Source organism: Actinomadura sp. NPDC049382, assembly GCF_040677125.1.
GTDB classification, from domain to species: Bacteria; Actinomycetota; Actinomycetes; order Streptosporangiales; family Streptosporangiaceae; genus Spirillospora; species Spirillospora geliboluensis.
The window spans coordinates 1-21,015 of sequence record NZ_JBFARO010000057.1; the positions used below are offsets into that span (position 1 = coordinate 1).

A 21,015-nucleotide genomic window follows, 5' to 3' on the forward strand; every position below is an offset into this window, starting at 1 on the left:
CCAAGGGGCACTCCCGGTACCTGGCCCGCAGCGTCCGCAAGGTGTGGCTGCCCGTGGACGGCGACTCGACGCGGGGCGTCATCGAGGGAAGCGCGGCGGCGGCGATGCCGGCGGTGAGCGCCACCGAGGCGGCGGCGGTCGTGGTGAGCAGGCCGAGAATCCTTGTCGACATCCTCTGGTCTCCTGGATAGGTGACTTCGATCTGTCACTGATCCACTACCCAGAGTGATCAAGTGGGGAAACCTGGTCAGCGCCGCTCGTCCACCAGGAGGGTCTGCAGGGCCCGGCCGATCTCGCCGGAGCGGTCCGCGAGGGTCGCCTGGCAGAGGGCGCTGCCGCCGGCGCTGGCGTCCAGGGACGCGGCCATGCACAGCCACTCGCCGACCGGGTCGCGGTGCAGCGCGACGGTCAGGTCCGTGTTGATGATCAGCCATTTGCCGAGGTCGAGCTGGCTGCCGATGCCGGACGCGCTGTCGGCCAGCGTGAGCGCCCGGACGAGCGGCGTGTCGGGCTCGCCGGCGACCAGCGGGACGCGGGCGCGGGCCCACGTGGTGCCGGGGCCCGGCTGCCCGAAGTCGCCCGCGACCGGCCGCCACTCCATCGCGGACAGGTAGCCGTCCATGTGCAGGTCGCGCCATGCCTCGAACGGCGGCGTCGCGGCGGGGAGCGGCGGCGGGGCGGGGGCGTGGGTGACCGAGTCCAGGTGGGACGGGGCCGCCATGATCCGCCAGGCGGCGGCGCGGACGACCGTCCGCCCCTCGTGGGCGATCTCGCCTTCGAGCAGCGTGATCCGCTTGCCGGGCCGGACGGTCCGGACGCGGACGTCCAGCTTGGCGACCGGGACGGGGCTCATGATCTCGACCGTCACGCGCGCCACCCGGGTGCCGGGGACGGGGTCGTGCCGCTCGAAGGCCCGGCCGATCAGGCCGGACACCGGCCCGCCGTGCTGGAGGCCCGGCGACCAGGGCCCGGCGGTGGCCACCGTGCTGGCGAACCGGCCGTCGCCCAGCGGCTCGTAGAACGCCTCGGCGGGCACGTCCTCGGTCATGCGGCTCCCTCCCACGTCCACTAGAAGATTATTCTAGTGGCGGGGCGTCAGGCGCAAAGCTTGGAGGTCGCGGTGCCCGTCTCCACCTCGAGGGACGCCGACGGCGACGCGCTCGGCGTCACCTTCACCTTCTCCACGCCGTCCCAGTCCGCGCCGACCATGACCTGCACGCGGGAGCCGAGCGAGCTCACCTTCTTCAGCTTGGCGCCGGGGATCGCCGCGGCCAGCGTCTTCGCCGAGTCGGCCCGGTCGGGGCCGTACTGGATCTGCGTCGTCTGCAGGCCGCGCCGCGCGACGCCCGGCGCGACCGTCACCTTGAAGCCGGCGTCGCGCAGCTGGCCGCCCGCCTTCGTCGCGAGGCCCGGGGTGCCGATCGCGTTCAGCACGCGGACCGAGATCTCGTCCGGCGGCACGGTCAGCTCGTCCTCGGGCTTCTCCGTCGGCGTCGCGCTCGGCTTCGGGCTCTCCTCGGCCACCGGCTGGTCGCGCCTGATCCGGGTGAACAGGTCCTGCGCCTTCCCCCGGTCCCACTGGACGGTCGACTGCGGGGTCGGCGCGTTCCACAGCACGGCGTTGTAGTCCGGATCGGCGAGCGGCACCTTCGCGAACGTGAGGTCGTCGGTCGACAGGTTCTTCATCTGGTCGGCGAGCTTCGGCAGCTTGTCGGCCAGCTTGTCGTCCACGCGCAGCGACTTCAGCGCCGCGTTCAGGAACTTCGTCGACTTCACCGGGTCGCCGAGCGTCTTCGTCGACAGCGCCTGCTTCATCATCGCCGCCATGAACTGCTGCTGCCGGTCGATGCGGCCGAGGTCGCTGCCGCCCGTCAGCGTGTAGCGGGCGCGGGCGAACGCGAGCGCCTTCAGGCCGTCCACGTGGGACTTGCCGGCGGGCAGCTTCAGCCCGCTCTTCGGGTCGTTCACGGCCTCCTCGGTGCACACGTCCACGCCGCCGAGCGCGTCCACCATGTGCACGAAGCCGAAGAAGTTCACCTCGACGTAGTGGTCGATGGACACGCCCGTCGCCTGCTTGACCGTGCTGACCGTCAGGTCGGGCCCGCCGAACTGGTACGCCCAGGTCAGCTTGCCCGGACGGGCGGGCACTCGCGCCCCCTTCGCGCCCTCCGACCCGTTCGACTTGTGCGCCGGGATCGTGACGTAGGAGTCGCGCGGCAGGCTGACGACCGACACCCGGTCGTGGTCGCGGGACACGTGCACCAGCAGCATCGTGTCGGAGCGCTCGCCCTGGTCGTGCCCGAGCTTGGCCGCCTTCTGCTGCTCCTTCGTCAGCCCCTGGCGCCGGTCGACGCCCGCGACGAGGATCGTCATCGCGCCCTTGGGCCCGTCGCCGCCCTTGCCGAGCCCGTTCACCGACACCTTGTCGATCATGCCGGTGACGTAGTTCTGGAACGCCCACGCGCCGCCCGAGGTCAGCAGCACGAACACCGACATCGTGCCGGTCAGGGTGAGGAAGCGCTTCTGCCGGCGGGCGCTCATCGCCGCGCGCGGGCTCAGCCCGCGGCCGGGCCGGCGCGGGCCGCGCGGGCCGTCGACCGACACCCGCGGCGCCGGCATCCCGTCGATCGTGACGCCCTCGATGCCGTCGCCGGCGTCGCCGTCCGGCGCCGGGTGGGAGCCCGGCCGCGGCCGGAAGTAGCGCTCCAGCGGGTCGGGCTCCGGCGAGCGAGGGCCGCCGCGACCCGAATCGTGCCCGTCTGCCATGCCGGCCGCCGCCTCCCGAAGATCACGTTCCGCCGTGGGTCCCCACCACTCTAAAGTGGGGGACACCCGTCCGTTCGCTACCTGGACCTCGTGTCCTTGCAGTAACGTGGCGCCGTCTTGACCACACCCCGGCGGCCCGCACGCGAACCTGGGTGGCGTGGGCTGCGTCAGGCAAGCGAGCAAGAGAGAGGAAGGGGCGCCCGCCTCCGGAATCCGGACGGCGCGCGTCCGCGAGCCCACATGAATTCGTCTCCCCGTGCCCATCGCGCCACGAACCAGGAAACCCGCTACGCCGTGAAGACCCGTCCCGACTCCGGTGAACGCACCTGGCCCGCGGTCTCTGTGGTGATGCCCGTCCTCAACGAGGAACGGCACCTCGCCGAGGCCGTGGGCGGCATCCTGACCCAGGAGTACCCCGGCGAGCTGGAACTCGTGCTCGCGATCGGGCCGTCCCGCGACCGCACCGAGGAGATCGCCCGGAAGCTGGCCGCCGAGGACCCGCGCGTCCTCGTCGTCGCCAACCCCACCGGGCGCACCCCGCAGGGCCTCAACATCGCGATCAAGGCCTCGCAGTACTCGATCATCGTCCGGGTGGACGGGCACTCGCTGCTGCCCGCCGACTACGTCCGCGCCGCGGTCGAGACGATGGAGGAGACCGGCGCCGACAACGTCGGCGGCATCATGGCGGCGGAGGGCGTCACGCCCTTCGAGAAGGCCGTGGCGCGCGCGATGACGTCCAAGCTCGGCGTCGGCAACGCCCGGTTCCACACCGGCGGCGAGGCCGGCGAGGTCGAGACCGTCTACCTCGGCACGTTCCGCCGCAGCGCGCTGGAGCGGGTCGGCGGCTACGACGAAACGTTCGTCCGCGCGCAGGACTGGGAGATGAACCACCGCATCCGGGAGACCGGCGGCCGGATCTTCTTCACCCCGCGGATGCGGGTCACCTACCGGCCCCGCCCGAACCTGCGGGCCCTCGCCAAGCAGTACTTCCACACCGGGCGCTGGCGGCGCGTCGTCGGCCGCGAGCACCAGGGGACGCTGAACCTGCGCTACCTGGCGCCGCCGATCGCGGTGGTCGCGATGGCGGCGGGCGCGATCGCCGGGGCGTTCGGGTTCTGGCCCGGCTGGCTGCTGCCCGGCGGCTACGCGGCCGCGATGATCGCGGGCGCCGCCGTGGAGGGCCGCGGGCTGCCGCTCGCCGCCTGGGTCCGGCTGCCGCTGGTTTTCGCGACGATGCACGTGACCTGGGGCGTCGGGTTCCTGACGAGCCCGCCGCGGCTCGGCCAGCCGACCCCGGTGAAACCCGGCGAAAGCGTCCAGTAACGGGCAGACGGCATATCCATCGCCGAACCGACGTGCAATGCTGTGCGTCTCAGGGTTAGGTTCGACGGGATCTCGCCCGCGAACCTCGGGCCCTGGAGGGTGGACATGTCCAACGGAGCACGCCACGGCCTCGGCGTGTTGGTCGGTCTCGTCGTGACGCCGGCGATCGCCGCGTGCCTGATGTACGGGACGAACAAGCTGCGCCTGGTCCTCACCCTCGGCTACGCCAGATTCCAGAGCTACCACGGCAAGGAGATGTGGATCGGCGCCGGACTGGTCCTGCTGGTGGGGATCATGCTCGGCCTGGTGAGCGGCAGCCGGCTGTCGCCGCTCGCCTCGCTCGTCCCCGGCGCCCTCTTCACGGTCGTCGGCCTCATCTGGTTCGCGTCGCCCCGCTGGGCCGTGCTCCACCCCGGCCCGGACGTGCTGCCGCGCGACCTGGGCCTCGGCTACACCACGCTCGGCTCGCTCGGCGTCTTCTTCATGCTCGGCGTGATGCTCCTCGTGGCGTCGCTGGCGCCGTCCCGCTGGAAGGCCCGCACCTCCGCGGGCGCCGCACCGCACTTCGCCGGCCCGCCGCCCGCCCCGATGGGCCCGCCGATGCCCGGCGCCGCGCACCCCATGCCCGGCGCCCCCGCGCCCATGGGGGCCCCGGCGCAGAGCCCGTCCTGGCAGAGCGCGCCCCAGCCCCAGTTCGGCCAGCCGCCCGCGCAGCCCGCCTCGTCCGGCCCGCCGCCGCTCCCGGCGTCGCCGCCGCCCGCCCAGGAGAAGAAGGCGGAGCCGTCCGCCGACGACGAGGACGACGGCGGCCCCGGCGAGTGGACCCGCATGTACGGCGGCAACAAGTAGCTAGACGGCCGCGAGGACGCCGGGGACGTCGTTGACCACCATCGCGTCGAACCCGGCCTCCGCGTAGGTCGGCGCCGCCTCCGCGGACGGGCACCAGGCGATCGTCTCCAGGCCCGCCTTGTGGGCGACGTCCACGCAGTGCTCCAGCGGGCGCAGCCGCGTGTCGGGGTGCTCGATCCCGCACGACCCGGTGTGGACGGCGACGACGTCCAGCCCCAGCCCGGCGGCGGCCGGGACGGCGTGCCACAGCGGGAAGCGCAGCCACGTCAGCAGCCCCAGCGGGACGCCCGGCAGCTCCTCGCGCAGGAACATCAGCAGCGACGGGTCGAACGAGGTCACGAGCAACCGGCGCCGCTTCGCCTCCCGGCGCAGGACCGGGACGAGCAGCGCGCCAGTGCGGCGGGACGGCTCGTCCAGCGCGTCCTCCAGGACGGTCTTGACGTCCACGTCCACCGCGACGTCCGCCGGCAGCGCGTCGAGGATCTCGGTGAGCAGCGGCAGGCCGCTGTCCGTGGCGGGCAGGTCGACCAGGTGGTCGCCCTCCACGGTCGTCGGGTCGTGCCGCAGGACGAGGTGGTCGTCGGCGGTCCGGGTCACGTCGATCTCGACCCAGGGCCCGCCGGGGGCGTCGCGGAGCGCGTCGGCGGCGGCGAGCAGCGACGGCAGCGTGTTCTCGGCGACCGGCATGACCGCACCGGGCGGCAGCAGATCGCCCGACCCGTAACCGCGATGCCCGATGACGGTGGGGGATTTCTCGAAGATCAAGAGTTCACCTCGGTGGCGAGATGTTCGGCGACGACGGCGTCGAGGGGCTGGGTGACCTTGAGGTTGCGCTCGCTGCCCTCGACCACGCGGATGGGGACGTCCGGCAGGTAGCGGTGGACGATGCCGCAGTCGTCGGTGGCGCGCAGCGCGGGGTCGGCGAGCGCCAGCTCGTACGCCTTGCGGATGGTGCCGAGCCGGAAGCCCTGGGGGGTCTGGAACCGGCTCAGCGTCTCGCGGGGCGGCATCGAGGCGACCACGCCGTCCGCCACCACCACGATCGTGTCGGACGACGGGACCCCGACGGCGACGGCCTCGTGGTCGTCGAGGGCGGCCAGCACGCGGTCGATGACGGGGCGGTCGACGAAGGGCCGGGCCGCGTCGTGGAACAGGACGCGGACGTCGTCGGGGCGCCCGTCCAGCACGCGCAGCGCCGCGACCGTCGACGCGGTGCGGGTGTCGCCGCCCTCGATGACGGCGGCGGTCTTGGAGAAGGGCGCGGCGATCGCGGCGGCGTCGCGCAGGTGGCCGGCCGCCATCACGACGACGACCTCGTCCACGCCGGGATGGGCGTCGAAGGCGCCGACCGCGTGCGCCAGGATGGGCCGCCCGCCGACCTCGATGAGCTGCTTGGGGCGCCCCGCGCCCATGCGCTCGCCGACCCCGCCGGCGAGCACCACCGCAACCGTCCGCGCCGCCATGTCCTTCGATCCTCCGACAGGTCTCCCCGGCACCCGTTCCCGGCATCACCGGCCATGCTCAACGTACCGGACGGCCCCCGGGGCGGGACGGAAGAAGCGGCCCGCCCGCCCGATCGCGCGGGATCGAGTATGGTTACCTCGCCGTGCAGGGCTCAGTGCAGGCGGTACCGGCACCGCCGCTCCGCCGCGGCGGCGCCCGCGCGCCGCGCTCCCGCCGAGGGCCCGGCCCCGGTTCGCGCGCGCCGCGCCGACCGCCTACTTTGGCGTCCTGACCCGGCGGCGGGAACGCCGCCGCGCGCGGACCCGTTCGACCTGTGAGGAAAGAGGAAGCATGATCGGCATGGTGCTGGCGGCGGGTGCGGGCCGGAGGCTGCGGCCCTACACCGACACCCTCCCCAAGGCCCTGGTCCCGGTGGACGGCGAGACCACCATCCTGGACATCGCCCTCCGCAACCTCGCCGAGGTCGGGCTGACGGACGTCGTCATCGTCGTCGGCTACTGCGCGGGCGCGGTCGAGGAGCGCAAGGCCGCCCTCGAGGAGCGGTACGGCGTGAGCATCACGCTGGTTCACAACGACAAGGCCGAGGAGTGGAACAACGCCTACTCCATGTGGCTGGCTCGGGAGCACTTCTCCAAGGGCGTCCTCATGGTCAACGGCGACACGGTCCATCCGGTGAGCGTCGAGAAGACGCTACTGGCGAACCGCGGGCCGGACATCCTCCTCGCGGTGGACGACGTGAAAACTCTCGCCGACGAGGAGATGAAGGTCATCCTCGACGGTGCGGGCCACCTGAAGACCATCACCAAGCTGATGGACCCGTCCGCCGCCGGCGGCGAGTACATCGGCGCCACCCTGATCGAGCCCGCCGCCGCCGGGCCGCTGGCCGACGCGCTCAAGGCCACCTGGGAGCGCGACCCCGACCTCTACTACGAGGACGGCTACCAGGAGCACGTGAACCGCGGCGGCGTCATCGGCGTCGCGCCGATCGGCGACGTGGCGTGGGTCGAGGTGGACAACCACGACGACCTGGAGAAGGCCCGCGGCATCGCCAAGGGTTACTGACCCGGCGGCATACCCGGACACGCAGACCCCCGGACGACGCGGATCCCGGCGACGCAGGCCCCGGAACCAGGCGCCCGACCCCGAGCGAGGAGGCTCATGCCCCTGCTGACGCGGATGCTCAACGCGCCGCTCTCCATCGACGTGCGGCGCGGTGCCGTCGCGGCCCTCGGCGAACTGCTCGCCGACCGGCGGATCGCCACCGAGGGACGGGTGGCGATCGCCGTCGGCCCCGGCCAGGGCGACCAGATCGCCGAGCAGGTACGGCCGTCCCTGTCGGCCTGCGACGTGTTCCAGGTCGAGGGCGGCACCGTGGACGCCGCGGTCGCGCTGGGGTCCAAGCTGCGCGCCGGCTCCTACGAGGCCGTCGTCGGCATCGGCGGCGGCCGGACGATCGACGCCACCAAGTACGCGGCGACGCTGTCGGGCATCCCGATGGTGTCGGTCGCGACGAACCTGTCCCACGACGGCATCTGCTCGCCGGTCGCCTCGCTCGTGCACGACGGCGGCAAGGGCTCGTTCGGCGTGGTGATGCCGCTCGCGATGGTCGTCGACCTCGACTACGTGCACGCCGCGCCCGCCCGGCTGATCCGCGCCGGGATCGGCGACGTGGTGAGCAACTTCTCCGCGGTGGACGACTGGCTGCTCGCCGCCGAGCAGTGCGGCGAGCGGGTCGACCGGATGGCGCTGACCGTGGCGCGCACCGCCGCCGAGGCGCTGCTGCACCAGCCCGGCTCCATCGAGGACGACCGGTTCCTCACCGTCCTCGCCGAGAGCCTGGTGCTGTCGGGGATGTCGATGGCGTTCGCCGGCGACTCCCGGCCGGCGAGCGGCGGCGACCACGAGATCCTGCACGCCATCGACCAGCTGTTCCCCGACACCGCGAACCACGGGGAGCTCGCCGGGATCGGCACGGCGTTCTGCTACCACCTGCGCTCCACCCGCCTCGGCGTGGGCGGGGAGCGGCTGCACGAGATCCTCGACTGCCTCGCCCGGCACGGCCTGCCCCGCCTGCCGGGCGACATCGGGCTCAGCGTCGAGCAGTTCAGCGAGGCCGTGCGGCTCGCGCCGCAGACCCGGCCCGGCCGCTACACCATCTTGGAATACCTCGATCTCGACGAGGGCGAGACCCGCAAGGCGGTGGAAGAGTATGTCCAGGCCCATGGAGGCTGAGCTCCCGGGGCAGAACGACTCCGCGGCACCGCCCGGCGACGGCGACCACCGGCCGCACCGCAAAGGAGCCAAGGTCGCCGACGTCCGCCGGTACGGGCAGCCTCCCGGCCTGAAGGACCGGCGCAACGAGGAGCACTGGGCGGGCCGCCTCTACATGCGGGCCCTGTCGCCCTACTTCGGGTGGCTGGCGCTGCGGCTCGGCTTCAGCCCGAACCAGCTCACGTACCTGATGATGGCGAGCGGCGTCATCGCCGGCGTCGTCGTGTCGCTGCCCGCGCCCGAACTGTGGACGGCGATCGGCGGCGCCGTCCTCATCCAGGTCTACCTGCTGCTCGACTGCGTGGACGGCGAGGTCGCCCGCTACCTGCGGCAGACCTCGGTCGCCGGGGTGTTCCTCGACCGCATCGGCCACTACCTGTCCGAGGTCTCGCTGCTGATCGGGCTCGGCTTCATGGCGCAGGGCGGCTGGAAGAACGGCGGCTGGGTGGAGCTCGGCCTCGTCGCCGCGCTCGGCGCCGCGCTGATCAAGGCGGAGACCGACAACGTCGTCGTCGCGCGGGCGAAGTCGGGGCTCGCCGCCGACCCGACCGGCGGCGACCGGGCGCTGCGGCCCCGCTCCACCGGCATCGCGCTCGCCCGGCAGGCGGCGTCGATGCTGCGCTTCCACCGGATCATCGGGGCGGTCGAGCTGTCGCTGCTGATCCTCGCGGCGGCCGTGCTCGACACCGTGCTCGGCACCGAGACCCCCGCCGCGGTCCGCGTCCTCACGGTCGCGGTGGCCGCCGTCGCGGTGCTGCAGACCCTGCTCCACCTCGTCAGCATCCTGGCCTCCCGGAGGCTGAAGTGAAACTCAGCGTCGTCGTCCTGACGATGGGCAACCGGCCGGCGGAGCTGGCCCGCGCCGTCAGCAGCGCCCTGGAGCAGGAGCACGTGGACGTCGAGGTCGTCCTCGTCGGCAACGGCGTCGACCCGGTCGGCGACCGCGCGGGCGTCGCGCCGTTCGACGACGAGCGCGTCAAGACCCTCACCCTCCCCACGAACCTCGGCATCCCGGGCGGACGCAACCGGGGCGTGGAGGCGTCCTGCGGCGACGTCGTCCTGTTCCTGGACGACGACGGCTGGTACCGCTCCCCCCGCCTCGGCGTGCACCTGCGCGACCGGTTCTCCGCCGAGCCCGACCTCGGCGTCGTCTCGTTCCGCGTCCGCGACCCCGAGGGCGGGCGCGGCGAGCGCCGGCACGTGCCGCGGCTGCGCGCCGGCGACCCGGAGCGCTCGTCGCCGGTCACGACGTTCCTCGGCGGCGCCTGCGCGATCCGGCGGGCGGCGTTCGACGCGGGCGGCGGCCTCCCCGAGGACTTCTTCTACGCCCACGAGGAGACCGACCTCGCCTGGCAGATCCTCAACGCGGGCTACCGCATCGTCTACGACGCGTCCGCGGTGATGTTCCACCCGGCGGTGCTGCCGACACGGCACGACATGTTCTACCGCTACAACGCCCGCAACCGGGTCTGGCTGGCGCGCCGGAACCTGCCGTGGCCGCTGGCGCTCACCTACCTCGCCGTGTGGGTCGGCATGACCGTCCTGCGCGAGCGCAAGCCGAGCGCGCTCAAGCCGTGGTTCAAGGGCTTTCTGGAGGGCTGGCGCAAGTCGGCCGGGCCCCGCCGCCCGATCTCCTACCGCACGGCCTGGCGGATGACGCGGACGGGCCGCCCGCCCATCATCTAGGGGCGGTTCATCTGGGTGCGGTTCATCTGGGTGCGGTGACCGCGGCCAGGATGAGGTGCGTGAGCTCGGCGGTGATGGCGTCGAGCGGGACGTCCTGGTCGCGGGCGGACCAGTGGTGGACGAGGTTGTTGACGGCCCCGATCACGGCGATCATCGTGAGCCGGTGGTCGCGGTCGGCGGCCTCGCCGCGCTCGACCGCCTCCCGGGTCATCGTGAGCAGGGTGTCCTCCCACCGCCCGCGCCAGCCGAAGCGGTGCCGTTCCAGGTCCGCGCTGACGCCGATGACCTCGACGAACGCGATGCGGGCCCAGCGCGGGTCGCTGGCGGTGACGGTGACGAACGCGCGGACGGCCCGCTCGACCCGGGTGGGGAGGTCGGCCCCGGCCGCGCCCGCGTAGGCGTCGGCGAGGGCCTGCGCGGCGCGCTCGTTGACGGCGGTGTGCAGGGCGGTGAGGAGTTCCTCGCGTCCGGAGAACTCCTCGTAGAAGTTGCGGGTCGACACGCTCGCGGTCGCGCACAGCCGCTCGATGGAGGTCGCCGCGTAGCCGCGGGTGCCGAACAGTTCGAGCCCGGCGGCGAGCAGGCGCTCCCGCCGCTCGGCGCGGCGCTCCTCCGCGGACCGGCCGCCGTAGCTGCGCCTGGGTGCGGGATTCCGGCCGCTCATTGGTCTCCGTTCACCCGTGCGTGCGAAAGGGGGCAGCGTCAGCCTAACCCGCACGCACGGGCCGATATCACCCTCGCGCGGGCGGGCCGGCGGGGCCCGTTCAGTCGGTCAGCAGGGTGTCGCGCCATTCGGGGTCGGCGGTGAGGACGGTCAGCCGCTGCGTCGCGCGGGACACCGCGACGTACAGGACGCGCAGCCCGCGCGGCGACTGGGCGGCGACGGTCTCCGGCGCCACGATGACGGCGGCGTCGAACTCCAGCCCCTTGGCCTCCAGGACGTCCAGCACCTGCACCCGCTCGGGGAGGCCGTCGCCGAGCCGCTCCCGGTCGGCCTCCGTCCACGCCACCGCTCCGCCGGTGGGGGCGGGTTCGGCCGGGGCGTCGAACAGGGACGCCTGGGCGGGCTCCGGGGCGGCGGCGCGGTCGGTCTCTCCCGCGGGCATCGGGACGATCAGGCCGATCGTGCCCTCGACCTGGCCGAGGAGCTCCTCGGTGGCGGCGCGGGCGGCGGCGGGCAGGTCGGGCTCGGGCACGACCCGCACGACCGGGTCGATCCCGGACGTGCGGACGGCGCGGGCCGGACGGGCGTCGGGCAGCGCGCGCGCCAGCACCCGCGCGGACACCGCCGCGATCTCGGTGGAGTTGCGGTAGTTCGTCGTCAGCTCGTACTCGTGCCGCGTGCGCGGCGCGGCCTTGCGCGGGCGGCGGCGGCCCCGCGCGGGCTTCTCGCCGCCGAGCGCCGCCTCCATCGCGCCGCGGGCGGCGTCGAGGTCCTCCCAGGCGCTCTGGGCCGGGTCCTCCACGATCGTCCAGCTGGCCTGGCGGCCGCGCCGGCCGAGCATCCGCCACTGCATGGGGGAGAGGTCCTGCGCCTCGTCCACGACGATGTGCGCGTACTCGGGACGCTCCTCCACCACGCCGTCGTCGACGCGGCGGGACCGTTCGAGCCGTTCGATCGACGTGGTGAGCTCCTGCATCTCCGGCTCCCACGTGTCGTCCGCGACCTCCTCGCCGGTGAGGATGTTGACGCCGTCCACCACGAACGGGTCGTCGTCGGCCGCGGCCCTGCGGCGGCGGGACGGGCGGGGCGGCGAGCCGAGCAGCGCGTCGAGCTCGTCCAGCAGCGCGACGTCCTGGTAGCTGAGCGGGGCGTCGGCCCCGGCCCAGGACGCGGCGAGCGGTTCGACGTCGGCGCGGTCGAGGTCGCGGCCGGCGGCGCGGCGCAGCCGCTCGGGGTCGCCGAGGGAGCGCAGCACGTCCAGCGGGCGGCGGAGCGGCCACCAGGCGACGAGGAAGTCGGTGAACGAGCGCTGCTCGCGGACGCGGGCGTCGAACTGGGCGCGCTTGGGGTCGCCGTTCTGCCGGGCCCCGCCGTTCCGCCGGCCGCGGGCCGGCTCGTCGTCGAGGGAGGCGAGCCCGTCGGCGGCCAGGATCGCGTTCCACAGCCCGGTCTCGGCGTCCTCCTCGGCCGCGGCGGCCTCGGGCCCGCCGACGTCGGTGAAGCGGCGCCAGAGGGCGTCCAGGAGCGCCTCGGCGGCCCGGCCGCGCGCCGCGTTGACGCTGCCGCGGCTGCGCCGGTGGAGGTCGTTGCGGAGCCGGTCGAGCCGGGCCCGGTCGAGGGTGACGACGATGCCCTTGAACACGACGCGCAGCTCGTCCGGGGCGCCGGGGGCGTGGTCGGCGACGGCGCGGCGCAGCACGGACGCCATCGCCTCGCCGCCCTTGACGCGGGCGAGGCGCGGCGGGTCGTGGACGGTCGCGGCGGCCCCGTCGACGAGGTCGCCGAGCGAGCGCAGGGTCGCCGAGCCCTCGCCGAGCGACGGCAGCACCCGCTCGATGTAGGCGGTGAAGCGGCGGTTCGGGCCGATCACCAGGACGCCGCGCGACCCGAACCGGCGCCGGTGCCGGAACAGCAGGTAGGCGACGCGGTGCAGGGCGACGGCCGTCTTGCCGGTGCCGGGGGCGCCGCGCACCAGCACGGTGCCGTCGGCGGGCGCGCGGATGACCTCGTCCTGCTCGCGCTGGATCGTCGCGACGATGTCGCGCATGGCGCCCTCGCGGGCGCGGGCGAGCGAGGCGAGGAACGCGCCGTCGCCGACGATGGTCATGCCGTCGGCCGCGTCCGGGTCGAGGAGGTCGTCCTCCAGGTCGACGACGGTGTGGCCGCGCGAGTGCAGGACGCGGCGGCGGACGACGCCGCGCGGGTCCTCGGGGGTGGCGCGGTAGAAGTCCTCGGCGGCGGGCGCCCGCCAGTCGATCACCAGGGAGTCGTGCTCGCCGGTGCGCACCCCGACGCGGCCGATGTAGCGGACCTCGCGGTCGCCCTGCTCGGCCGGGTGGAGGTCGAGCCGGCCGAACACCAGCCCGTCGTCGGCGATGTCGAGGGCCTGGGCGCGCAGCGACGCCTGGTGGACCATGGCGTCCCGGTCGACGAGCGAGCCCTTGGTGCCGGCCAGCGACTGGCGGTAGCCCTCGCGGATCATGGCCTGGGCGGCGGCGCGCATCTCCTCCAGCCGCGCGTAGGCGATGTCGACGTAGCGCTGCTCGGCGGCGATCTCTTGATCCTTGACCGTGCCGCCGGGACCGGTCGGCCGCCCGGTGACCTGGGACGACATGCAGGCTGCTCCTCGCACGTGTGTCGTGCCGGGGACGTCCCCCGGCCCGCCTAAGGGGCGAAGGAGACAGCTTATGCGGTCGGCCCTCGGTTCAGTGCGGAGCGGCCGTCCGGGCGCGGGCGAGGCGGCGCGCGGCGCGGCCCGGCGCGAGCAGGGCCGCGCGGCCCTGACCTGGCCGTACGTGCAGGTCGCCGGGCGGGCGCGCGAACGAGCGGTCCAGCGCGTCGAGGACGTGGCGCGGTGCCGTCTCGCCGTCCTGCCGGACGCACCGGAACACCACGCCCTGCCCGCCGTACTCGCGGTACAGCGTCTCGGTGTAGGCGGCGACCGCTCCGGACGCGGCGGCGGTCGCGCCCGCCGCCGGGGGCGGCGCGCAGAGGACCAGCTCGCCGGAGCCGCGCTCCAGCATGCCCGGCAGCGTGGCCCGCGCGATGTGCACCGCACCGAGCACATCGGTGCGGAGAACGTGTTCTACCTCGGTGAGGGGCTGGGTCAGCGGGGGTGCGGCGGGCGCGGTCGCGGCGGCGTGCACGACGCGGTGCACGGGGCCGATCACCGCGAGCAGGTCGGCGACGGCCTCGGAGTCGCCGACGTCGCAGGCCCGCACGTGCATGTTGGGGGAGCGCAGCGCCGTCTTCGCCAGGCCCACCTCGTCGACGTCGACCGCGACGACGTCCCAGGCCGCCGCCGCGAGCCGCCGCGCGGCCAGCGCGCCGAGGCCGTGGGCCGCGCCGGTGACCAGTGCCGTCCGCCTCACGGGCGCACCTCCTCGGCGCCCTCGAAGACCATCTGCAGGTGGCCGACGCTGCTGGTGCTCAGCGCGCGCGCCCGGTCCAGACCGAGCCCGCGCAGTTCCTCCGCCACCGGGTGGTCGCCCAGGACGACCTTGGCCCCGCCCGGACGGGTCCGGACGTCAGAGGGCGTGAGCGTCCATGGTGTGCGGCGCGTGACCCCGTCCAGGCACGAGTAGGCGTCGACCTTGGGCGCGGCGGTGCTCCCCGGCATCGGCACGCCGGGCTTCACGGCCAGCTCGATCGCCGTGCGCCCGCCGAACCGCACCGCGCACCGCTTGACGCGCCCGGACAGGTCCATGGGCATGTCGGCGATCTCCTTGGGGAAGCCCCAGATCGTCCGTCCGGCCTCCAGGGTGAACTCCTGGTTGACCGGCAGCCAGTGGATGAACGCGCCGATGCCGCGCAGCCCGCCGAGGAGCCCGGACGCGGGCGCGCCGGGCGGGCGCACCAGGAACGCGACGGCGAACTCGTGGTAGGGCCCGAGGTCTCCGTCGGCGTACCGGACGAACGCCAGCGAGCAGATCGCCCGGCCGGGCAGCGGCTCGGCCACGGTCAGCCCGGAGTAGGCGATGACGGCCTGGGCGGCGCGGGCGGGCACGGCGAACATCGCCGACGCCACCGCGGCGTCGCGGATCCGCACCGGGAGGGTGACCCGCTCGCCCTGGATGGCATGCGCTTGCACGGTGCTTGTCACACCGCTTAGTAGAACAGGTTCTCGTTTTGCTGCCAAGGACCGGCCGGGGCCTCAACCCCGCTCGACGGCCGTCCGGATGCGGTCGAGCGTGGCGCGCATGCCCGCGCGGTTCACGGCGGCGCGCCGCTCCGCCGGGACGCCGGTGAAGACCTTGCCGAGCAGCGAGACGAACGCCGCGCCCCGGCCGTCGCGGCGCAGATCCTCCCAGTACTCGGTGAGCCGCGTCCGGGGCTCGGCCGCGCCGTCCGAGACGTCCTCGAAGCGGTACCCCCACAGCGCGACCGGCATGCCGAAGCTCGACACCCGGAACGCGAACGCCTCGCCCGGCACCGCCGCCGTCACCTGGCATGTGGTGAACCACACACGCCACCCGATCCGGTTGAACCCGACGAACCGCGTGCCGGGCGCGATCGACCGTCCGCGCACCCAGACCGCGAACACCTCGGGGCTCCAGTCGCCCATCCGGCGCAGGTCGGCGACGGCCGCGTACACGTCCCGGGTCCCGGCCGCGACGGCCGTGCTCTCCTCGACCACCCACTCGCGTTCCATGGCGGAATCCTCCCACCTCATGACCATCCGGTCATAGGGGCGCGGTCACAGCGACGGTCACAGCAGGTGGGCGTATTCGGCCCGCCAGGCCGCGTACCAGCTCTTGAACCAGGGCTCGGCCGCGGCCAGCGGGACGATGTACGTGATCGTCTCGGCGTAGTAGCGGCGCTGGAAGTCGGGCGGCATCCGGTCGAGGGTCTGGACGTTGCTGACCCGGTCGGCGAGCTTCACCCGGACGGCCTCGGGCGGGGCGTCGCCGAGGCGGCGCAGGTAGGCGGCCTTGGCGGCGCGCTTGGCCTGCCGCCCGGCCCCGCCCGCCGGCGGCTTGGTGACCCAGTCGACCAGCTCGGTGACCTCCGGGCCGAACTCGTCCTCCACGTCCCGCAGCGTCGCCGGGGTGTCCTCGACGACGTCGTGCAGCACCGCGGCCGACAGTACGGACGGCGCGGTCACCCCGGCCCCGCGCACCAGCACTTCGAGGGCTTCCAGCAGATGCTCGACATAGGGTGCGCCCGTGGGGCGCTTCTGGTCGCCATGCCAGCGCTCCGCGGCGGACACCGCCCTTCCCAGGGCGTCCACGTCGATCGGGGCGCCGGACGCCTCGATGTCCGCACGGGCCGTGTCCCAGGTGTGCCAGCGAGTGAAGACCTCCATGGTTCAACTCCGTTCTGTCGCGCCGGACGCCCCGCACACGGCATGGTGGGTGTCGTCCCAAGACACAGTAATCAGCAGGCACGGTAATCAGCGGGCACGGTGAACGGCGGGCACGGTGCAGTCGGCGGAGGGAGGCGGCGCGGTCGTGGTCGGGAGCCGGCAGCGGCCTGGTGGCCGACCGGAGACCGTGGGCAGGGTCCGCGTCGCGCTCGGCCTGGTCTCCGCCGCGGTCTCCGTCGTGCTGTGCGTCGTGCTGGTCGAGAAGTACGTGCTGCGCGCCGAGTGGTGGCAGGTGCGGCACACGGTGACCGGCGAGCCCGTCACGCCGCAGCGCGAGGTCGGGCCGCCGCCGGGGCCGCTCGCGGTGAGCTGGGAGCGGACGACCCCGACGCACCACGGCTCCGTCGCGGGCTACGACGGCGTCTCCTACCAGGTCGCGCTCGGCCAGGTCGTGACCGCGTCCGGGAACGGCATCGAGGTGCGGGACGCGCGGACCGGCGCCGACCGCTGGAGCTACCGCCGGTCCGGCTGGACGATGCTCGGCTGGACCGCCACCCGGTCCCGGCTGGTCGCCTACTTCGAGCGCAACGGCGAGCGCGCCGACCGGGTGCTGGTGGCGTTCGACGCGCTGTCGGGCGGGCTGCTGTGGCGGCGGGAGGGCGAGCGCCCCGCCGCGGTGTCGCGGTCGACGCTGCGCTGGCCCGCCGGCTCGGACATCGTGCTGACCACCGACGACGCGGACCGGACGCTGTTCGGCGTGTCGGCGGTGACCGGGAAGCGGGTGTGGCGGCTGGCGCTGCCGCGCGGCTGCCGGCTGTTCGAGGGCGGCGCGCACCCGGCCGACGGCCGGGAGGTCCTCGCCGCGTTCGGCCTGGACTGCCGGGAGGACGGGCGGCGCCGCAGCCGGCTGCTCGCGGTCGATCCGGCGAAGGGCACCGTCGCCTGGGACGAGCGGCTCGGCTCCAGGGAGTCGCCCGAGGTCTCGATGCTGGACGGCGTCACGCTCGTCTCGGACGGCACGGCGCTGCGCGCGTTCGACGACGAGGGCGACCAGTTCGGGATGTGGGAGGGCGACGGGGTCTGCGGCGACCTGATGTGCCCGGGGGTGCTGGTGCCGGGGCGGCTCCTGGTCGTCTACCACCCGGAGGGGTCCCGGTCCGGCGCGACCCGGATGGAGGCGGTGGACGTGCCGTCCGGTCGGGTCGCCTGGGGCCGCGACGTCCCCGCGTACGTGGCGCTGGCGCAGGCAGGCGGGCAGGTCTTCGCGCTGCGCCCGCGCCTGTCGGAGGGGCTGCTGCCCGCCGGGGTCGACATTGTCGAGCCGTCCGGCGGCGCCACGACCACGGCCCCGGCGCCGTTCTCGATGGACCCGGACCTGCCCGGCGCGCGGCCCTGGATGGCGGCGGCGGGCGGGCTGCTGTACGCGGCCGTCCCGCAGGCGGCGCCGCGCCCGGACGGCGCGGCGCGGCTGGTCGCGCTGCGCGGCGGGCTCACCGGCACCGGCCCGGCCGAGCTCGGCGGCGTGCCCGCGGCGGACTGGCCGGACGCGTGCTCGCTGCTCACCGGGCCCGACCTCGCGGCGGCGCGGATGACCGGCTACGCGGCCGAGCCGCACCGCGCGTCCGCCGGGGGCGTCCGGCTGCCGCGTCCGGTGTCGTGCAGCTACGAGCGGCGCGGGGACCGCGGCGGGCGTGACGAGCCCGGGTCGAAGGACGGCCCGGAGGGCGAGAAGAGCGCGTCGCCGGAGGCGGAGCCGAAGCCGAAACCGAAGCCGACGTCGAGCCCGAGCGCGTCGGGGTCGGCCCGGCCGAAGCCGTCCGCGAGCGCGAGCGCGGACGCCGAACCGCCCGTGCGGGGCCTCACGGTGAGCGTCCGCTGGGTGGGCGAGACCGACGAGGCCGCCGCGCGGATGCTGGACGCCCTGCAGGCCGCGCAGTCGCAGGCCAGGAAGCGCCGCGACATCGGCGGGGACGAGGCGTACGAGATCGGCCCGACCGCCGGGATGATCGCGCTGCGCGTCGGCCGGTACGTCGTGGTGGTGGAGGCGAACCGGCCGCCGGGGGCGGCGGCGCGCATCGCCCGGTCGGTCGCGTACCGGCTGCACCACCCGGCCTGACGCGGGGCTCGGCGCCGGCCGGGGTCAGTACTCGGGGACGGGCTCCGGCTCGGCGGCGACGTCGGCCGACCGGTTGGCCCACGCCTCCAGTTGCGCGACGAACCGCGCGGCGTGGACGGGCCAGTGGAACCGGGCGCGGGCCGCCTCGTAGCCGCGCCGGCCCTGCTCGGCCCGCCGCACGGGGTCGTCCCGCAGCCGCAGGACGGCCTTCGCGGCGGCCTGCGGGTCGCCGAACGGGACGACGGTCCCGCAGCCGGCGGGCTCGACGATGTCGACCGCGGGCGGGTTCGGCGTGGTGACGACCGGGATGCCGCGGGCCATGTACTCGACGACCTTCGTCGGCATCGAGTGCCGGTAGTTCGGCTCGTCGTGCAGCAGCGCGAGCCCGGCCATCGCGCCCTCGGCGATGCGCAGCGCCCGGTCGTTCGGGACGAACCCGTACCAGCGGACGACGCCCTCGCGCTGCGCCGCCCGCAGCGCGTCCCGGACGTCGGCGTCGGCGGCGCCGATCAGCTCGACCAGGATGCCCTCGGCGGCCAGCGGCCGGGCCATCTCGATCATGTCGAGGGCGCCGCGCGCCCGGGACAGCTGCCCGACGTAGACGGCGCGGCGGCCGTCCGGCGGGCCGGGCGGCCGCTCGGCGACGTAGGTGGTGTTGGGCACGACCGGGTGGTCCCCGCGGAACCGGTCTCGGTAGCCCTCCTCGGCGAGCAGCAGCCGGTGCCGCCGCTCGCTGCGCCGCTCCAGGTGGTGGACGGCCGGGCGCAGCACCGGGCGCGCCGGGCCGGGGAGCCAGCCCTTGGCCGACAGCGCGGCGGCGGTGTCCTCGTGGACGTCCCAGACGACCGTCCGCTGCCGGACCTCGCGGGGCAGCCCCACCAGCAGTTCGGGGTCGTGCAGCAGGACGAGGTCGGCGTACGCGGCGTGCTCGGTGAGCGCCCGGTGGGCGGCGCGCAGTGCCCGGAGGCGGCGGCGCCCCGTGGCGCGGGGGATGTCCACCGGGCTGAGCTCCCGCCACGGGGTCGCATTACATGCCCGAAATGGAGCGATATATGTGACCTCATGGCCGGCATCGAGCAGCGCGCGGATCTGCCGGTGCAGAATGCGTGCGTCCTCGGGATGGTGCACCACCGTGCAAACGCAGACCCGCATCACACTCACTCCGTAAGGCGCCGAAATCGATCGTCTTAGGACGAGTCTCGGCCGCCGATGGAAATTGCCGATGAATTCCGCCCGTCCGCGACATGTCCGGTGACCGGCGACTCGTCCCTGTGTGTTCGCGCCTGGCCGGGTGCTGCGGGCTAGAGCAGCTCCACGGACTCCCGCCGGGCGTCGCGCGTCCGGCCGCGGGTGTCGAACAGCAGCCGCGCGTGCCGGGTCAGCGTCCCGGCGTCGTAGGCGGCGTGGGCGGCCAGCACGATCGTCAGATCGGCCTCGCGCAGCGCGGCGGCGAGGTCGCCGCCCGCGTGCCGGACCTGCTCGCCGTCCACCTCCCAGGACTCCACGAACGGGTCGTGGAAGCTCAGGTCCGCGCCGAGCCGGGCCAGCCGCCGCGCCACCGGGCGGGCCGGCGACTCGCGCTGGTCGGCGATGTCGGCCTTGTAGGTGACGCCGAGCAGCAGGACCCTCGCGCCCTTGAGCGCGCGCCCCTCCCGGTTGAGCAGCTGCTGCGCCCGCTCGGCGACGTACCGCGGCATGCGGTCGTTGATCTCCTGGGCCAGCTCCACGAACCGGAACGGGTAGCCCAGCGACCTGACCTTGTACGACAGGTAGTTCGGGTCGATCGGGATGCAGTGCCCGCCGACGCCCGGCCCCGGCCGGAACGCCTGGAACCCGAACGGCTTGGTGGCGGCGCAGTCGATCGCGTCCCACAGGTCGATGCCGAGCTCGTTGCAGAACACCGCCATCTCGTTGACGAGCGCGATGTTGACGTGCCGGTAGGTGTTCTCCAGCAGCTTCGCCATCTCCGCCTCGCGGGTGCCCTTGGCCTCCACGACGCGGTCGACGAACTTGCCGTAGAACGCCGACGCCGCCGACGCGCACGCCGGGGTCAGCCCGCCGACGATCTTCGGGGTGTTGCGCACCCCGTAGACGGGGTTGCCCGGGTCGATCCGCTCCGGCGAGAACGCCAGGTGGAACTCCTCCCCGGCGACCAGGCCGGACGTTTCCAGGATCGGCCGGACGACCTCCTCGGTGGTGCCCGGGTAGGTGGTCGACTCCAGCACCACCAGCGTCCCCGGGACCAGGTGCCGCGCGACCGTCTCGGCGGCGCCGCGCACCGCGGTCAGGTCCGGGCCGCCCTCCGGGGACAGCGGCGTCGGCACGCAGATGACCACGGTGCGGGCGCCGTCCAGGACGTCCTCGTCCAGGCTCGGGGCGAACCCGGCCTCCAGCATGTCCCCGATCTCGGCGGGCGAGACGTCGTCGATGTGCGACAGCCCGGCCTTGAGCCCGGCCACCACCCGCGCGTCCCGGTCCAGCCCGCCGACCCGCAGGCCGGCCCGGCACGCCTCGCGCACCAGCGGCAGGCCCACGTAGCCGAGTCCGATGACCACAAGATCCATGCGCCCG

The 21,015-nt window shown here is 74.4% G+C and carries 19 protein-coding genes; 7 read left to right on the forward strand and 12 right to left on the reverse strand.

The genetic code is table 11. The annotated features are described in order from the left end of the window. Nucleotides 1–247 precede the first annotated feature (247 nt). Together AB0K34_RS27800 and AB0K34_RS27805 are read right to left on the reverse strand one after the other, a co-directional pair. Entirely contained in the window at nt 248–1,048 is an 801-nt protein-coding gene (locus AB0K34_RS27800) for a thioesterase family protein (protein ID WP_364551870.1), read from the reverse strand. Between the two features lie 47 nt (nt 1,049–1,095). Next, nucleotides 1,096–2,766, reverse strand: a complete 1,671-nt coding sequence (locus AB0K34_RS27805; protein ID WP_364551872.1) for an LCP family protein — start codon at nt 2,764–2,766, stop codon at nt 1,096–1,098. Between the two features lie 294 nt (nt 2,767–3,060). Between AB0K34_RS27805 and AB0K34_RS27810 the strand changes: the two genes are divergently transcribed. After that, entirely contained in the window at nt 3,061–4,089 is a 1,029-nt protein-coding gene (locus AB0K34_RS27810) for a glycosyltransferase family 2 protein (protein ID WP_364551875.1), read from the forward strand. 105 nt (nt 4,090–4,194) lie between these two features. After that, nucleotides 4,195–4,938 (forward strand): hypothetical protein, encoded by a 744-nt coding sequence (locus AB0K34_RS27815; protein ID WP_364551878.1) that lies wholly within the window; start codon nt 4,195–4,197, stop codon nt 4,936–4,938. On the opposite strand, the gene AB0K34_RS27820 is transcribed toward AB0K34_RS27815, so the two are convergent. Together AB0K34_RS27820 and ispD are read right to left on the reverse strand one after the other, a co-directional pair. Beyond that, a complete protein-coding gene (locus AB0K34_RS27820; RefSeq protein WP_138640145.1) occupies nt 4,939–5,703 on the reverse strand; it encodes a glycerophosphodiester phosphodiesterase in 765 nt (254 codons plus the stop codon). It lies immediately after the preceding gene. Beyond that, nucleotides 5,700–6,401, reverse strand: coding sequence for a 2-C-methyl-D-erythritol 4-phosphate cytidylyltransferase (gene ispD, locus AB0K34_RS27825; protein WP_138640144.1), 702 nt, complete (start codon nt 6,399–6,401; stop codon nt 5,700–5,702). Before ispD ends, AB0K34_RS27820 begins: the two co-directional genes overlap by 4 nt. 331 nt (nt 6,402–6,732) lie before the next feature. On the opposite strand from ispD, the gene AB0K34_RS27830 reads away from it, so the two are divergent. The 4 genes from AB0K34_RS27830 (at nt 6,733) to AB0K34_RS27845 (ending at nt 10,359) form a co-directional block, all read left to right on the forward strand. Next, entirely contained in the window at nt 6,733–7,464 is a 732-nt protein-coding gene (locus AB0K34_RS27830; RefSeq protein WP_138640143.1) for a phosphocholine cytidylyltransferase family protein, read from the forward strand. A gap of 114 nt (nt 7,465–7,578) precedes the next feature. Continuing rightward, entirely contained in the window at nt 7,579–8,634 is a 1,056-nt protein-coding gene (locus AB0K34_RS27835) for an iron-containing alcohol dehydrogenase family protein (protein ID WP_171069320.1), read from the forward strand. After that, entirely contained in the window at nt 8,624–9,481 is an 858-nt protein-coding gene (locus tag AB0K34_RS27840) for a CDP-alcohol phosphatidyltransferase family protein (RefSeq protein WP_138640141.1), read from the forward strand. Before AB0K34_RS27835 ends, AB0K34_RS27840 begins: the two co-directional genes overlap by 11 nt. Further along, nucleotides 9,478–10,359: a glycosyltransferase family 2 protein gene (locus AB0K34_RS27845; RefSeq protein WP_364551881.1), complete on the forward strand. Its 882-nt coding sequence runs from the start codon at nt 9,478–9,480 to the stop codon at nt 10,357–10,359. The genes AB0K34_RS27840 and AB0K34_RS27845 overlap by 4 nt, the downstream gene beginning before the upstream one ends. A gap of 22 nt (nt 10,360–10,381) precedes the next feature. On the opposite strand, the gene AB0K34_RS27850 is transcribed toward AB0K34_RS27845, so the two are convergent. The 6 genes from AB0K34_RS27850 to AB0K34_RS27875 all read right to left on the reverse strand — a co-directional run bounded on the left by AB0K34_RS27850 (nt 10,382) and on the right by AB0K34_RS27875 (nt 16,328). Then, nucleotides 10,382–11,023 (reverse strand): TetR/AcrR family transcriptional regulator, encoded by a 642-nt coding sequence (locus tag AB0K34_RS27850; protein ID WP_364551883.1) that lies wholly within the window; start codon nt 11,021–11,023, stop codon nt 10,382–10,384. 100 nt (nt 11,024–11,123) lie between these two features. Then, a complete protein-coding gene (locus AB0K34_RS27855) occupies nt 11,124–13,637 on the reverse strand; it encodes an AAA family ATPase (RefSeq protein WP_364551885.1) in 2,514 nt (837 codons plus the stop codon). 91 nt (nt 13,638–13,728) lie between these two features. After that, nucleotides 13,729–14,394 carry an SDR family NAD(P)-dependent oxidoreductase gene (locus tag AB0K34_RS27860; protein ID WP_364551888.1) on the reverse strand — a complete coding sequence of 222 codons (666 nt, stop codon included), beginning with the start codon at nt 14,392–14,394 and terminating at the stop codon, nt 13,729–13,731. Continuing rightward, a complete protein-coding gene (locus tag AB0K34_RS27865; protein ID WP_364551890.1) occupies nt 14,391–15,125 on the reverse strand; it encodes an acetoacetate decarboxylase family protein in 735 nt (244 codons plus the stop codon). Before AB0K34_RS27865 ends, AB0K34_RS27860 begins: the two co-directional genes overlap by 4 nt. 51 nt (nt 15,126–15,176) lie before the next feature. Further along, on the reverse strand, nt 15,177–15,674 hold the full coding sequence (locus tag AB0K34_RS27870) for an SRPBCC family protein (protein ID WP_364551892.1): 498 nt from the start codon (nt 15,672–15,674) through the stop codon (nt 15,177–15,179). A 57-nt stretch (nt 15,675–15,731) separates the two neighbouring features. Continuing rightward, nucleotides 15,732–16,328 carry an HD domain-containing protein gene (locus AB0K34_RS27875; RefSeq protein WP_364551894.1) on the reverse strand — a complete coding sequence of 199 codons (597 nt, stop codon included), beginning with the start codon at nt 16,326–16,328 and terminating at the stop codon, nt 15,732–15,734. A 187-nt stretch (nt 16,329–16,515) separates the two neighbouring features. On the opposite strand from AB0K34_RS27875, the gene AB0K34_RS27880 reads away from it, so the two are divergent. Further along, nucleotides 16,516–18,444: a PQQ-binding-like beta-propeller repeat protein gene (locus tag AB0K34_RS27880; protein WP_364551896.1), complete on the forward strand. Its 1,929-nt coding sequence runs from the start codon at nt 16,516–16,518 to the stop codon at nt 18,442–18,444. Nucleotides 18,445–18,468: 24 nt separating this feature from the next. Here AB0K34_RS27880 and AB0K34_RS27885 read toward each other — a convergent pair whose 3' ends face one another. Continuing rightward, a complete protein-coding gene (locus AB0K34_RS27885) occupies nt 18,469–19,596 on the reverse strand; it encodes a glycosyltransferase family 4 protein (RefSeq protein ID WP_364551898.1) in 1,128 nt (375 codons plus the stop codon). 149 nt (nt 19,597–19,745) lie between these two features. Further along, entirely contained in the window at nt 19,746–21,008 is a 1,263-nt protein-coding gene (locus AB0K34_RS27890; protein WP_138638162.1) for a nucleotide sugar dehydrogenase, read from the reverse strand. Nucleotides 21,009–21,015: the final 7 nt, after the last annotated feature.

Excerpts from the sequence above, each read along its gene's own strand:
- AB0K34_RS27870 (WP_364551892.1), bottom strand. The coding sequence starts at position 15,674 with ATGGAACGCGAGTGGGTGGTCGAGGAGAGCACGGCCGTCGCGGCCGGG.
- AB0K34_RS27850 (WP_364551883.1), bottom strand. The coding sequence starts at position 11,023 with ATGAGCGGCCGGAATCCCGCACCCAGGCGCAGCTACGGCGGCCGGTCC.
- AB0K34_RS27805 (WP_364551872.1), bottom strand. The coding sequence starts at position 2,766 with ATGGCAGACGGGCACGATTCGGGTCGCGGCGGCCCTCGCTCGCCGGAG.
- AB0K34_RS27830 (WP_138640143.1), top strand. The coding sequence starts at position 6,733 with ATGATCGGCATGGTGCTGGCGGCGGGTGCGGGCCGGAGGCTGCGGCCC.
- AB0K34_RS27815 (WP_364551878.1), top strand. The coding sequence starts at position 4,195 with ATGTCCAACGGAGCACGCCACGGCCTCGGCGTGTTGGTCGGTCTCGTC.
- AB0K34_RS27885 (WP_364551898.1), bottom strand. The coding sequence starts at position 19,596 with ATGCGGGTCTGCGTTTGCACGGTGGTGCACCATCCCGAGGACGCACGC.
- AB0K34_RS27855 (WP_364551885.1), bottom strand. The coding sequence starts at position 13,637 with ATGTCGTCCCAGGTCACCGGGCGGCCGACCGGTCCCGGCGGCACGGTC.
- AB0K34_RS27890 (WP_138638162.1), bottom strand. The coding sequence starts at position 21,008 with ATGGATCTTGTGGTCATCGGACTCGGCTACGTGGGCCTGCCGCTGGTG.
- AB0K34_RS27800 (WP_364551870.1), bottom strand. The coding sequence starts at position 1,048 with ATGACCGAGGACGTGCCCGCCGAGGCGTTCTACGAGCCGCTGGGCGAC.
- AB0K34_RS27875 (WP_364551894.1), bottom strand. The coding sequence starts at position 16,328 with ATGGAGGTCTTCACTCGCTGGCACACCTGGGACACGGCCCGTGCGGAC.
- AB0K34_RS27840 (WP_138640141.1), top strand. The coding sequence starts at position 8,624 with ATGGAGGCTGAGCTCCCGGGGCAGAACGACTCCGCGGCACCGCCCGGC.
- ispD (WP_138640144.1), bottom strand. The coding sequence starts at position 6,401 with ATGGCGGCGCGGACGGTTGCGGTGGTGCTCGCCGGCGGGGTCGGCGAG.
- AB0K34_RS27835 (WP_171069320.1), top strand. The coding sequence starts at position 7,579 with ATGCTCAACGCGCCGCTCTCCATCGACGTGCGGCGCGGTGCCGTCGCG.